A 12,957-nucleotide genomic window follows, 5' to 3' on the forward strand; every position below is an offset into this window, starting at 1 on the left:
CGGTTCTCGCGCCCGGACGTGGACGCTCCGCTACGCCGTGGCGACCCCGGGCCCGCACAGCTGCGCCCCCTGGCGCAGGATCGTGCGGGCCATCTCCCGGTCGCGCCGGCCCAGCCCGCACGACGCGGCGATGTCGACCGGACGACCGAGCGCCTCCTCGACGGCCGTCATCGCCGAGCGCAGCTCGTCGGCCGTCCGGCCCTCGTGCAGGAGCCCGGCGACGAACCGGGTGTCCGGGGGCAGGCGCAGCGCCGAGAGTCGCGCGTAGAACGCCGGGTCGAGCGGTGGGGGCTCCTCACCCGCGGCCAGCGGTGCGTGGACGAGTTCCAGACGGTGATCGGACGGCCAGCGGGCGGCCAGGGCGTTGAGCAGCGTGACGACGGGGCCCGTGTCGTGCAACCGGAACAATGCGGTGTGTTGCAGGTCACCCATGCACAGGTGCAGCCCGAAACGCGTGCCCTCCGGGGTGAGGCGCACCAGCGCGGCGACCGTGCGGGCGAGCCAGGCCGCGACGATCGGGCGTACCGGCGCGGGACTCATCGCGACGAAGGCGAGCTCGGCGGGCATCTCGAGCTGGACGAGCACGTCGTCGCCTGCGTCATCGCGGATGCGGCTGATCTCCCTGGCGATGGCTTCGGAAAAGGGCCGCCGGTAGAGAAGCGGACCTCGGGGGCCCATGGTGAACATCGACATGCCGAGACCGGTCGGCAGGCCGATCTGGAAGATCAGGTCCGTGCGGCCGTGTGCCTGACGGGCCGCGTCGAACACCGGCCGTGCCTCGGCGTACGTCTCCGGGTAGCCGAAGTGCAGGGAGTCGCCGCGGAGCCGGTGGCCGCGGCGGACCCGGAAGTTGAGGAGCCGGTCGTAGCCCGCGAAGTCGCCCTCTCGGCGGACCTCCAGATCGGGGTGCGCGCGCAGGCCTTCCATCACCGAGGCGATCCAGTTGCGTCGATCACCGGTCTCGCCGTCGGGCAGCGTGGCAAGGTACGGCCCGGCCAGCTCCAGCATCTCGTTCATCGCGTCGGCCGTCGTGCCGGCCGGAAAGCTTCCGACCATGTGCAGCGCCCGGTTGATCATGAATCGAGCGTGAGCAATGGCAAAGACTTCGTCAAGTCACGCCATGGGGTGACCTATCCCAAGGTCAAGTGCGGGTTGCGGCCAGCAGCGCTGCCATGAGCCGGATGTCGGTGGCGTCCTGTTCGGGATGCCACTGCACACCTACCACGAACGGGCGCTCGTCGAGTTCCACGGCCTCGACGGTGCCGTCGCCCGCACGGGCGGTGACGACCAGGCCGTCGGCGAGCCGGTCGAGGGCCTGGTGGTGGTGGCACTGCACCGCCACCGTGGTGCCGACCGCGGTGGCCACGCGGCCACCGGGAACCAGGTCGACCATGGTGGTGGCGAACTTGCCGGGGGTGGGGTTGTGCCCGTTGTGCCCGACGGCATCGGGCAGGTGCTGGACGAGGGTGCCGCCGAGAGCGACGTTGAGCATCTGCAATCCGCGGCAGACGCCGAGTACCGGGATCTCACGCTCGAGCGCCCGCTGCAGCATCGCGATCTCGGCGGCGTCGCGCTCGGCCCGCGCGGCGCCGGTGAGGGGATGGCGGTCCGCCCCGTAGCGCTGCGGGTCGATGTCGGGCCCCCCGGACAGCACGAGTGCGTCGATCCGGTCGACGGCCGCGGCTGCCTGCGGGCGCGGTGGCAGGAGCACGGGGATCCCGCCCGCGGCGAAGACGATGTCGGGATACGTGCTGGGCAGGAGCACGGTGTCGTGGTCCCACACCCCGTACGCCGCGCGCTCCCCGTAGGTGGTGAGCCCGACGACGGGACGATCGGGGCCGTGAGGATCAGAGCCGTTCGAAGCCACGCCTGCGCTCCCAGTCGGTGACGGCCGCGTCGAAGGCGGCCAACTCCACTCGTGCGGCGTTGGCGTAGTGATCGACAACTTCCTGGCCGAACGCCGCGAGGGCCACCTTGGACCCGGCGAAGAGCTCGGCCGCTTCTCGCAGCGTACCGGGCACTCGAGGGGCATCGGAGGTGTAGGCGTTGCCGACGAGCTCCGGCGACAGTTGCAGCTCGTTCTCGATGCCGTGCAGCCCTGCGGCGATCACAGCGGCGACGCCCAGGTACGGGTTCATGTCGCCGCCGGGTACGCGGTTCTCCACGCGCAGCGACGGGCCGTGCCCGACGACGCGTAGCGCGCAGGTGCGGTTGTCCACACCCCATGCGACGGCCGTGGGCGCGAAGGAGCCGTCGGCGTAGCGTTTGTAGGAGTTGATGTTGGGCGCGAACAGGTAGGTGAGCTCGCGCAGGCATGCCTGCTGCCCCGCGATGAACTGCGCGAACAGCGGGGAGAAGCCGTGCTCCTCACCGGGCGTAGCGCCAGCGGAGCCCGCATCGGCACTGCCGGCGAAGACCGGTCCGTCCTGCCCACGCAGTGAGATGTGGATGTGGCAGGAGTTGCCCTCCCGCTCGTCGTACTTCGCCATGAAGGTGAGCGCCATGCCCGCCTGGTCGGCGATCTCCTTGGCGCCCGTCTTGTAGATCGAGTGGTTGTCGCAGGTGGTGAGCGCGTCGGCGTAGCGGAAGGCGATCTCGTGCTGGCCGAGGTTGCATTCGCCCTTCGCCGACTCGACGACCATGCCTGCGCCGGCCATCCCGTTGCGGATCCGGCGCAGCAGCGGCTCCACGCGTGCCGTGCCGAGCATCGAGTAGTCGACGTTGTACTGGTTCGCCGGCTCGAGCTGCTGGTAGCCCTTGCGCCACGCCGTGTCGAACGAGTCGGCGAAGAGCATGAACTCCAGCTCGGTGCCCACGTCGGCCTGCAGACCGCGCTCGGCGAGCCGCTCCAGCTGGGCACGCAGGATCTGCCGCGGTGACGCGACCACGGGCGAGCCGTCGGCCCACTGAGCGTCGCAGAGCACGAGCGCCGTGGCCTCGTGCCACGGGACCTGCCGCAGCGTCGTGAGGTCGGGCTTCAGCACGAAGTCGCCGTAGCCGCGCTCCCAGCTCGACATCGCGTAGCCGGCGACGGTGTTCATCTCGACGTCGACGGCCAGCAGGTAGTTGCAGGCCTCCGCCGCGTGCGGCACGACCTCGCCCAGGAAATACGTGGCCGCGCAGCGTTTGCCCTGCAGCCGGCCCTGCATGTCGGTGAACGCCACCAGCACGGTGTCGATCGACCCGTCGTCGACGGCGACGCGCAGCTGGTCGAGGGTGAGCATGCCGCGTGGTCTCATGTGATCGAGGATCTCACGGTGTTTCGGTCTCCAGCTCCCGTTCGGTGATCGGCGGCTCCTCCTCGATGCCCACTTCGCGCACCGGTCCCGTGAACCAGCGGCGCGCCGAGAGCAGGTACCAGCCGCCGAACAAGATCAGCGCCCCGCCCACGGTGAGCGGCGCGTAGTTGACCACGTTCCAGTCGAAGTCGGCGGCGCCCGGAATGCCCTTGGGGGAGACCGGCATCAGGAAGAGCAGGCACACGATGGCGATCCAGGCGACCGCGACCGGCGCGATCCACCGGTAGTGGTGACCGAGGCTCCACGCCCCGCCCTCGAACCGGGCACCGGCCCGGATCCGCAGGATGATCGGCAGCGCGAACGCGATGTAGAGCCCGATCACCGCGATGGACGTGCCGACGAGGTAGCCGACCACACCGTTGGCGAGCGTCGGCAGCATCAGCGCCCAGCTCAGCACGGCGATCGCGATCACCGCGTTCACCGGCACGCGGTTCGCCGCGACCTTGCGCCACACCCGCGAGCCGGGCACAGCGCCGTCACGGGAGAAGGCGAACATCATCCGCGACGCCGACGTCACCGACGCCGTACCGCAGAAGAACTGTCCGACCACCGCGATGAGCAGCAGGAACTCCGCCCAGGCCGTACCGAGCGACTCGGTCCAGATGTAGACCACCGCATTGCCCAGAGCGTCGAGCGTGCCCTGCACGTCGGGCACGGCGAACGTCACGGCCACCAGGAGCACGAAGCCGAAGAGCACCGACACGGCGACCGACATGACCATGCCCCACGCCGCGGCACGAGACGCCAGCCGCGTCTCCTCGCTCATGTGCGCAGAGGCGTCGTACCCGGTGATCGTGTACTGGGCCATGAGCAGGCCGATGCCGAACACGAACCAGAAGCCGACGTCGCCGAACCCGTTGCCGGCGAACCCGGAGTTGTTGATCGTCTCCCCGAAGACGAACGCCGCGGACTGGTGGTTCTCCGGGATGACGATCAGCACGGCGACGATGACGACCACGCCGATCATGTGCCACCAGGCGGAGACCGTGTTGAGCCGCGCGAGCAGGTTGACGTTCAGCAGGTTGAGCGCGAGGTGCAGCGCGACGATCACGGAGTAGACCACGAAGACCGTGCCGGTGCCGGTGCCGGCGACGGTGGGGAACCAGAGGTTGAGCAGCGCGGTCGTGAAGATCGCGGCGCCGTAGTCAATCGCGGCGGTCACCGCGATCTGCCCGACCAGGTTGAACCAGCCGGTGAACCAGCCCCACGCCGGACCGCCGAGCTTCGACGCCCAGAAGTACAGCGCGCCGGCGGTGGGCATCGCCGAGGCGATCTCACCCATGGCCATCGCCACCAGCACACAGAAACCGCCGACGAGGAGCCAGCCCCACGTGATGGCGACGGGCCCACCGTTGTTGAACGCGATGTAGTACGAGGTCAGGCAGCCGGCGAGGATCGAGATGATCGTGAAGGAGATCGCGAAGTTGGAGAACCCGCCCATCTCGCGGTAGAGCACCTGCACGTATCCGAGACGATGCAGGGTGGCCTCGTCGTCGTCCTTGCCCACGCTGTTCCTGTCGTCGGTCCGGTCGTTCGTGGGCATGCGACCTCCAGGAATCGCGGATCTCAGTCGGGTAGGCGCGCGGCCACGAGCAGGTGCTCGAGGTCGGGTCCGTCGAACTCCTGGACGGCACGGTCGTACTTCTCCATGCCCCAGGACCAGAAGTCGAACTCCAGCGGGCTGGAGCCGTGCTGGATCGAGGCCCACAACATCCAGCCGTACTTCGCCATCAGCGCGAACAGCCGGGCGCGTGCGACCTGCCGGGGAGAGGGCCGCCCGTGGTAGGCGGCGACGAGCACGTTCAGCAGCGGGGGCGGCAGCGCGGCCTCGCTCCAGATGTTTCCCAGCTCGAAGGCCGGGTCGTTGTTGCCGGAGTACTCGAAGTCGATGATCCGCACCTGCCGGCCACCGCTCCCGTCCGGGCAGAGGAGGAGGTTGGCGGCGAGCAGGTCGTTGTTGCACGGCACCGTGACCCGGGGGCCGAGCGCCGCTCGGATCCGCGGCACCAGCGGGGCGAACTCGTCGTAGCGAGGGGGCAGCCGGAAGCCGTGCTCGGCGACGATGCGCCGGTAGCGGGCCTGGACGTCGAACATGTCGAAGTCGCCCGCGAAGCGCGGCCCGGAGTGCAGCCGGCGACAGGCTGCCGCGACGAGGCGCAGCACCTCGCGGTCGTGCAGATCCTCGTCGGTGAGCGTGCGGCCGGGCAGGTACCCGACGGTCAGGCCGGTGCCGGGGCGGTAGTGCAGGACGGGTGCACCGACTCCTGCCTGCGCGGCGGCGACCGAGTTGGCGTACTCGTTCTCGCGGTCGATGCCCAGCAGTCCACCGCCGTCCTGCATGGGGATGCGCACGACGCAGGACCCCTCGGGGTTGGTGACCTTGAGATTGCGGTTGGTGAGGCCGCCGGGAAGCTCCTCGACCGTGCGGGGGCGGCGAGCCGTGCACGGGATGGAGTCGAGCAGTGCGTCGGTGGCGGGATCGACCGCCATGGTCCGCACGCGCATCGGTGGATGGTAGGGCTCGCGCCGGGAACGGTCTAGACCGTAAGGTCGCGGCCATGGCGCAAGCGCTCCCCGGCCGAGCCCGTGTTGTGGTGATCGGTGGGGGAGTGGGCGGCGCGAGCGTGGCGTTCCACCTCGTCGAGCGCGGCGAGCGGGACGTCCTGCTCATCGAGCGCGCGGAGCTCACCAGCGGATCCACGTTCCACTCGGCGGGACTGGTCGGCCAACTGCGCTCCGACCCGGCGCTCACCACCATGAACGGCTGGTCGGTCGAGCTCTACCGCAGGCTGCAGCAGACCGAGCACGCCCCGGGCTGGGTGGAGTCCGGCTCGCTGCGGCTCGCGTCCTCGCCCGCCCGTCTCGAGGAGATCCGCAGGCAGGCGGGCTGGGCACAGCGCTCCGGCCTGCCACTCGACCTGATCTCCGCCGCCGAGGCGACCGAGCTGTTCCCGCTGATGTCGGCCCAGGGCGTGCTCGGGGCCGCCTACACGCCGACCGACGGCCAGGTCGATCCGGCGCGGCTCTGCTACGCCCTCGCGGCCCTCGCACGGGCCGGGGGAGCGACGATCACCCAGCAGACGCGGGTGGTCGGCATCGACACGGTGGACGGGCGGGTGACGCGCGTCCGGACCGACCGCGGGGACGTGGAGTGCGAGGTGGTGGTCGACTGCGGAGGCATGTTCGCCGCCGAGATCGCGCGCCTGGTGGACGTCAGGGTCCCGGTGGTGCCGATGTCGCACCAGTACGTCGTCACGGCGCCGCTGCCGCCCGGCTCGCTGCCCGATCATTCACTGCCGTCGCTGCGCGACCCCGACCTGCTCGTCTACTACCGCCAGGAGATCGACGGGCTGGTGATGGGCGGCTACGAGCGCCGGAGCGCGCCGTGGACCGCCACAGCCCGCTGCGTCGACGCGGTCCCGCCGGACTTCAACGGCAAGCTGCTCCCACCGGACTGGGACCGGTTCGAGGAGATCCTCGCCAACTCCCAGATCCGCGTCCCGGTGCTCGCCGACACCGGCGTGGCGTCGATGATCAACGGACCGGAGGCCTTCACCCCGGACAACGAGTTCTGCCTCGGGGAGACCGAGGTCGCGGGGTTCTTCGTCGCGGCCGGGTTCTGCGCGCACGGGATCGCCGGTGCGGGGGGCGTCGGGCGCGTGATGGCGGCGTGGATCCTCGACGGCGACCCCGGCCTCGACCTGTGGCACATGGACGTGCGCCGCTTCGGCCACCGGCACCACCGCTCGCCCGGCTACACCCTCGCCCGTGTGCGGGAGAACTACGAGAGCTACTACGACATCCGCTACCCCGCCGCGGAGCGCACGGCGGGGCGCCCGCTGCGCACATCGCCCGCGTATCCGTGGCACGCGGCGCACGGCGCGGTGTTCGGGGAGAAGGCCGGCTGGGAGCGGGTGAACCACTACTCCGCACCCGGTTCCGAGGAGCTGCGACCGCGCGGATGGGCCGGCAGGCACTGGTCGCCCTGCGTCGAGACCGAGCACGTCGCCGTGCGGGAGGCCGTCGGCCTGTTCGACGAGAGCTCCTTCTCGAAGATCGAGATCTCCGGCGCGGACGCCGCCGCGTTCTGCCGTCACGTCTTCGCCGGTCGCACCGACCGCGCACCCGGCGCCGTCGTCTACACGCAGGCCCTCAACGACCGCGGCGGCATCGAGATGGACGTGACCGTCACCAGGGCGGGCCCCGAGGAGTTCCTCGTGGTCACGGGCACGGCGTTCGGGCCGCACGACCTCGGATGGCTGCGCCGCCAGGCCCGGGCGATCGGTTCTCAGGTGCGCCTCGCCGACGTGACCGGCGCCTGGGCGTGCTTCGGGCTCTGGGGACCGCGCGCCCGTGACGTGCTCGCCCCGCTCACGCCCGCGTCCCTGTCGAACGCCGACTTCCCCTACCCGTCCATGCGGGAGACGACGGTCGGGGACGTCCCGGTGCGCGCGCTGCGTGTCACGTTCGTCGGGGAGCTGGGCTTCGAGCTCTACTGCTCCACCGAGTACGGCGCCGCGCTCTGGCACACGCTCGTCGAGGCCGGTGCTCCCCACGGCTTGCGCCCTGGTGGGTACCGGGCGATCGAGAGCCTTCGGCTGGAGAAGGGCTACCGGGTGTGGGGTGCCGACATCGGACCCGACACCACCCCGGACGAGGCCGGTCTGAGCTTCGCCGTCCGCCGTAGTGACGGTGATGGCGAGTTCGTCGGGCGCGGGGCACTGCTGGCCGACCGGGCGCGAGGGGTCACCCGGAGACTGCAGTGCCTCGTGCTCGATGACCCCCGCATGGTCGCGCTGGGCGGGGAGCCGGTCCGCATCGCGGACGAGGTCGTGAGCCGGGTGACCTCCGGCGGATACGGCTACACGGTCGCTCGCTCCATCGCCTATGCCTACCTGCCCGCAGGCGCCGCCGAGGGGACATCGGTGGCGGTGCAGGTCGACGGCACGTGGGTGGACGCCACGGTGGCGGCGCCGATCCTCTATGACCCGAAGGGCGAGCGTATCCGCGCCGACGGCTGACCGCCGGGGTGCGTCCGATCATGGGGCTGCGTGGGGACCGGCGAGAATGGCGGCCAGAACTGCGGCGCAGCCACGACAGGGAGGTACAGGCGATGGCGGGTCCCAGCACCGTGACGTTGCCGTCGGGCGAGGAGGTGCCGGCGCTCGGCCAAGGCACCTGGTACCTCGGTGATGACCCCCGACGGCGTTCCGACGAGGTCGCGGCGCTGCGCCTGGGCCTCGACCTCGGCATGACCGTCATCGACACGGCCGAGATGTACGGCGACGGTGCGGCGGAGCAACTCGTGGGCGAGGCCGTCGCCGGTCGCCGCGACGAGGTGTTCATCGTCGACAAGGTGCTGCCCCACCACGCCACCCGCGCTGGCACCGTGCAGGCGTGCCGGCAGAGCCTGCGCCGCCTCGGCACCGACCGGATCGACCTGTACCTGCTGCATTGGCGGGGGCGCGTGCCTTTCGCCGAGACGATCGCCGGGTTCACCGACCTGCTCGACGCGGGCGCCATCCGGAGCTGGGGAGTCAGCAACCTCGACCAGGACGACATGGCGCAGCTGTACGACCTGTCCGGCGGTGCGGCGGTGGCCACCGACCAGATCCTCTACAACCTCACCCGCCGCGGCCCCGAGTACGACCTGCTGCCGTGGTGCGCCGAGCACGGCGTCCCGGTGATGGCCTACTCACCGATCGAGCAGGGCAGGCTGCTCGGCGACCCAGCACTGGGCGAGGTCGCCCGCCGGCACGGCACGGCACCCGCCCAGATCGCGCTGGCGTGGGCGTTGCGCCGGCCGGGCACGATCGTGATCCCGCGCTCCGGCAACCCGGAGCACGTCCGGGAGAACGCGGCGGCCCGCGACATTACACTCACCGGCGACGATCTCGCGGTGCTGGACGCCGCGTTCCCGCCGCCGCGCCGGCCTCAGCCACTCGAGGTGCTCTGACCCACGGCCCGCCCTCGTCACTCGGGAGCCGGAGTGCTGTGGGGAGGTGGGCTACAACAGCACTACGGCTCCGAAGTGCGGGTGGGGGCGAAGGGGGATCACTTTTCGGATCGGCCGGCGCCGCTGGGCTGGGAGGACCGCTGTGCTGGGGGCTTGCAGGTGAGCCGAACCCGGGCTCAGCCTGCGAGGGTCTGCAGCACCTGCTCGCCGTACTTGGCGAGCTTGTTCTCCCCGATCCCGCTGATCGTGCCCAGCTCGGCGGTGGTGGAGGGCATGCGCGTGGCGATCTCCCGCAGCGTGGCGTCGTGGAAGATCACGTAGGCGGGCACTCCCTGCTCCTTCGCGGTGGCCCCGCGCCAGGCACGCAGCCGCTCGAACACCGGTGCCGCGGCGGCGGGCAGCTCTGCCTGTGGCGCCCGCGCCGAGCGGGAACGCCCCTGCGCCTGGCGTTTCGGATCGCGCCGCATCATCACCTGTCGCTCGCCGCGCAGCACACCGCGACTGGCCTCGGTGAGCACGAACGTCTGGTAGTTGCCCTCCACCGCCAAGAGGCCTTGTGCCATGAGCTGGCGGACGACTCCACGCCACTCGCCCTCGGTCAGCTCGGTGCCCACCCCGAACACGGTGAGCGAGTGGTGGTCGAACTGCTCGACCTTCGCTGTGCGCTTGCCGAGCAGGATGTCGATGATCTGCCCGGCCCCGAACTTCTGGCGCCGCTCGCGGTCGAGCCGGAACACGGTGGAGAGCACCTTCTGCGCGGCGACCGTGCCGTCCCACGACTCGGGCGGGACGAGGCACGTGTCGCAGTTGCCGCACGGCGTGCCCTGCTGCCCGAAGTAGTTCAGCAGCTGAACCCGGCGGCACTCGACGGTCTCGCAGAGCGCGAGCATCGCGTCGAGGTGCTGGGAGAGCCGGCGGCGGTGGGCGAGGTCGCCGTCGGAGTCGTCGATCATCTTGCGCTGCTGGACGACGTCGGCGAGCCCGTAGGCGAGCCATGCTGTGGACGGGAGGCCGTCACGCCCCGCGCGGCCGGTCTCCTGGTAGTAGCCCTCCACCGACTTGGGCAGGTCGAGATGGGCGACGAACCGCACGTCGGGCTTGTCGATGCCCATGCCGAACGCGATGGTGGCGACCATGATCACGCCGTCCTCGCGCAGGAACCGGGACTGGTTGGCCGCGCGTGTGCCGGCGTCGAGCCCGGCGTGGTACGGCAGCGCCGTCAGGCCCTGCGCCGCGAGGAACTCCGCGGTCTTCTCCACGGAGTTGCGCGAGAGGCAGTAGACGATGCCGGCGTCGCCGGGATGCTCGGTGCGCAGGAGGTGGAGCAGCTGGCGGCGCGGCTCGTCCTTCGGCGCGATCCGGTACTGGATGTTGGGCCGGTCGAAGCTCGCAACGAAATGCCGAGCGTCGTCCAGGCCCAGACGGGTGGCGATCTCGGCGTGGGTGGCCTTGGTGGCGGTGGCTGTGAGCGCGATGCGGGGCACGTCGGGCCAGCGCTCGTGCAGCTGGGAGAGCGCGAGGTAGTCGGGGCGGAAGTCGTGGCCCCACTGCGACACGCAGTGCGCCTCGTCGATGGCGAACAGCGCGATCTTTCCGCGGCCGAGCAGGCGCAGGGTGGACTCCACGCGCAGCCGCTCGGGCGCGAGGTAGAGCAGATCCAGTTCGCCGGAGAGGAACGCGGTCTCGACCGCCCGCCGTTCGTCGGGGCCCTGTGTGGAGTTGAGGAAGCCCGCACGGACACCGAGCGCGAGCAGGGCGTCGACCTGGTCCTGCATCAGCGCGATCAGCGGCGAGACGACGACGCCGACACCGTCGCGGACCAGCGCGGGGATCTGATAGCACAGCGACTTGCCACCGCCGGTGGGCATGAGCACGAGGGCGTCGCTGCCTCCGCACACGTGCTCGATGATCTCCTGCTGGTTCCCGCGGAACGTGTCGTAGCCGAAGATCCGGTGGAGCACCTCGTGCGCGTCGGCCGTCCGGGGGAGCGTCACCCCGTGATCGTAGGCTCCGCCCGCGCCCGCCCGTCGGCGAACTGTCAGTCCTGGCGGCTGCGCACGTCCGTGCGCACCATCAACCGCACCCGGTCGGCGCGGTAGACGTCACGGGCGAACTCGACGGGTAACCCGGCCACTGACTGCGCGACGCGCTCCACGCTCATGAGGGCGGTGCCACGTGGCACCCCGAGCGCAGCGGCGTCGGCCGCGCCGGCGCTGACCGACTCCAGGTACTCCACCGCGGTGTGCGGAGCGAGCCCGAAGTGGTCGGCGAGCAGGTCGTAGATCGACCCTGTCAGCGGGTGGTCGAGCAGGTCGGCGAGGTGCTCGGCGGGCAGCCAGGACCGCTCCAGAGCGAGTGGGGTGCCATCCGCCGAGCGCACCCGCACGAGCTCGTGGACTGCCGCGCCCACCGGGATGCACAACGCCGCCGCCACCTCCTGATCGGCGGCGATCGTGCACGCCGACAGCACCTCGGCGCCGGCCCGCCGATGCGCCCGGCGCATCTGTTCGGTGAACCCCGCCAGCCCCGTGAGGTCGCAGTCGATCTTCGGTTCGGCGACGAACGCCCCGCCTGTGCGGCCCGGCTGGCGGATGAGCACCCCACGGCGGGCGAGCCCGTCCAAGGCCTGGCGCAACGTCATGCGACTCACCCGCAGCGCCGCGGCCAGGGCCCGCTCGCCGGGCAGGCGGTCGCCGGTGGCGATCTGGCCGTGCGTGATCTCGTTCATGAGCCACTGCTCGATCTGGGTGTGCACCGGCAGCCCGTGCCGGCGGTCCAGCGTGGGTGCGCGATCGAGCAGCTCAGTCGACACGTATACAGCCTAGGCGTGCCTGGTCAGGCACTGATGGATCTTCGCCCGGCGGTCCGGCCCTGCGGCCGGATGGCGGGCGCCGCTACTCGGCCGGCCCACCGTGCCGTCGCGGGGTGGTCGCGAGGGCCGGCATCCCGAACGTCACCGAGGCGCCGTCGCTGAACGCGACGTGGTCGGGCGGGCGCCGGGCGAGCGCGCCGAGGCCTACCGCGGCGAGCAGCCCGTCGTCGAGCTCCAGCACTTGCGCCGTCCGCAACGGCCAGGCCTCGTGGGCGTTCGGCAGGTACCAGGTGCAGCCGAGATGGGCGACGTGCAGCCCCCAGCGTGCGGTGAGGAAGCGTTCCAGCGGGCCGTCGACGGCCTCGGCGCCGGCCCGCACGACGATCCGGCTGCGCGCCGTCCCCTGCCACTGGGTGCGTGTCGCGTAACCGCGGATGTCGCCGTGGATGTCGCCGTCGGCGACGAACCGCATCCGCGCCCACCGGTAGGGCAGCCCGAAGACCGAGCGGGCGGCGGCCACCGCGACCGCCCGCTCGGCGTCGAGGCTGAGGAACACCACTCCGCGCCGCCCCGTGGCGTCCACGGAGTACAGGCGCACGTTGGTCTCCAGGAACGAGCCGACCCAGGGGATGGCCGGCCCGTGCGCGAAGCCGGTGCCGGACATGCGGAACGGCACGAGCCCGACGTAGGTCCACCCGTCGAGGACGTCGGGCTCGACGCCGGGCGGGAGGAACCGGGCGACCTCGTCGGGCCGGACCGCCCAGTGCAGGAACGTGACGTCGCGCCAGCGCTGCCGCAGCAGGTGCGGCCGGGGCAGCGCCGGCGCGTCGACGGAGACCGGCTCGGGCGTGGCGGGCGGGCGCACCCGTCCATCCTGGGCTAGCGCCCGC

At 71.3% G+C, this 12,957-nt stretch carries 10 protein-coding genes; 2 read left to right on the forward strand and 8 right to left on the reverse strand.

Annotation, left to right across the window (positions count from 1 at the left end; genetic code table 11):
- Window positions 1-30 precede the first annotated feature (30 nt).
- From MMF94_RS07895 to MMF94_RS07915, 5 genes are all read right to left on the reverse strand, one after another.
- Entirely contained in the window at window positions 31-1,077 is a 1,047-nt protein-coding gene (locus MMF94_RS07895) for a hypothetical protein (protein WP_241035633.1), read from the reverse strand.
- A 64-nt stretch (window positions 1,078-1,141) separates the two neighbouring features.
- On the reverse strand, window positions 1,142-1,867 hold the full coding sequence (locus tag MMF94_RS07900; protein WP_241035634.1) for a gamma-glutamyl-gamma-aminobutyrate hydrolase family protein: 726 nt from the start codon (window positions 1,865-1,867) through the stop codon (window positions 1,142-1,144).
- A complete protein-coding gene (locus MMF94_RS07905) occupies window positions 1,848-3,224 on the reverse strand; it encodes a glutamine synthetase family protein (protein WP_241035745.1) in 1,377 nt (458 codons plus the stop codon). The genes MMF94_RS07900 and MMF94_RS07905 overlap by 20 nt, the downstream gene beginning before the upstream one ends.
- A gap of 28 nt (window positions 3,225-3,252) precedes the next feature.
- Entirely contained in the window at window positions 3,253-4,842 is a 1,590-nt protein-coding gene (locus tag MMF94_RS07910; protein WP_241035635.1) for an amino acid permease, read from the reverse strand.
- A gap of 23 nt (window positions 4,843-4,865) precedes the next feature.
- Window positions 4,866-5,804 carry a choline kinase family protein gene (locus MMF94_RS07915; protein WP_241035636.1) on the reverse strand — a complete coding sequence of 313 codons (939 nt, stop codon included), beginning with the start codon at window positions 5,802-5,804 and terminating at the stop codon, window positions 4,866-4,868.
- A 53-nt stretch (window positions 5,805-5,857) separates the two neighbouring features.
- Between MMF94_RS07915 and MMF94_RS07920 the strand changes: the two genes are divergently transcribed.
- Both MMF94_RS07920 and MMF94_RS07925 read left to right on the forward strand, forming a co-directional pair.
- Entirely contained in the window at window positions 5,858-8,320 is a 2,463-nt protein-coding gene (locus MMF94_RS07920) for a GcvT family protein (protein WP_241035637.1), read from the forward strand.
- 92 nt (window positions 8,321-8,412) lie between these two features.
- Window positions 8,413-9,255, forward strand: coding sequence for an aldo/keto reductase (locus tag MMF94_RS07925; protein WP_241035638.1), 843 nt, complete (start codon window positions 8,413-8,415; stop codon window positions 9,253-9,255).
- Window positions 9,256-9,431: 176 nt separating this feature from the next.
- Here MMF94_RS07925 and recQ read toward each other — a convergent pair whose 3' ends face one another.
- The 3 genes from recQ to MMF94_RS07940 all read right to left on the reverse strand — a co-directional run bounded on the left by recQ (window position 9,432) and on the right by MMF94_RS07940 (window position 12,932).
- Window positions 9,432-11,249, reverse strand: a complete 1,818-nt coding sequence (gene recQ, locus MMF94_RS07930) for a DNA helicase RecQ (protein ID WP_241035639.1) — start codon at window positions 11,247-11,249, stop codon at window positions 9,432-9,434.
- A gap of 44 nt (window positions 11,250-11,293) precedes the next feature.
- Window positions 11,294-12,067: a GntR family transcriptional regulator gene (locus MMF94_RS07935; RefSeq protein WP_241035640.1), complete on the reverse strand. Its 774-nt coding sequence runs from the start codon at window positions 12,065-12,067 to the stop codon at window positions 11,294-11,296.
- Between the two features lie 82 nt (window positions 12,068-12,149).
- The gene (locus MMF94_RS07940; protein ID WP_241035641.1) at window positions 12,150-12,932 is read right to left on the reverse strand and encodes a YqjF family protein; all 783 of its coding nucleotides are present in this window, start codon (window positions 12,930-12,932) and stop codon (window positions 12,150-12,152) included.
- Between the last annotated feature and the right edge of the window lie 25 nt (window positions 12,933-12,957).

It is taken from the genome of Pseudonocardia alaniniphila (assembly GCF_022524485.1).
In the GTDB taxonomy this organism is placed as follows: domain Bacteria; phylum Actinomycetota; class Actinomycetes; order Mycobacteriales; family Pseudonocardiaceae; genus Pseudonocardia; species Pseudonocardia alaniniphila.

Bases quoted from the DNA above. Each gene is read 5' to 3' on its own strand.
- MMF94_RS07915 (WP_241035636.1), bottom strand. From the start codon at position 5,804: ATGCGCGTGCGGACCATGGCGGTCGATCCCGCCACCGACGCACTGCTC.
- MMF94_RS07895 (WP_241035633.1), bottom strand. From the start codon at position 1,077: ATGATCAACCGGGCGCTGCACATGGTCGGAAGCTTTCCGGCCGGCACG.
- MMF94_RS07905 (WP_241035745.1), bottom strand. From the start codon at position 3,224: ATGCTCACCCTCGACCAGCTGCGCGTCGCCGTCGACGACGGGTCGATC.
- MMF94_RS07910 (WP_241035635.1), bottom strand. From the start codon at position 4,842: ATGCCCACGAACGACCGGACCGACGACAGGAACAGCGTGGGCAAGGAC.
- MMF94_RS07920 (WP_241035637.1), top strand. From the start codon at position 5,858: ATGGCGCAAGCGCTCCCCGGCCGAGCCCGTGTTGTGGTGATCGGTGGG.
- MMF94_RS07925 (WP_241035638.1), top strand. From the start codon at position 8,413: ATGGCGGGTCCCAGCACCGTGACGTTGCCGTCGGGCGAGGAGGTGCCG.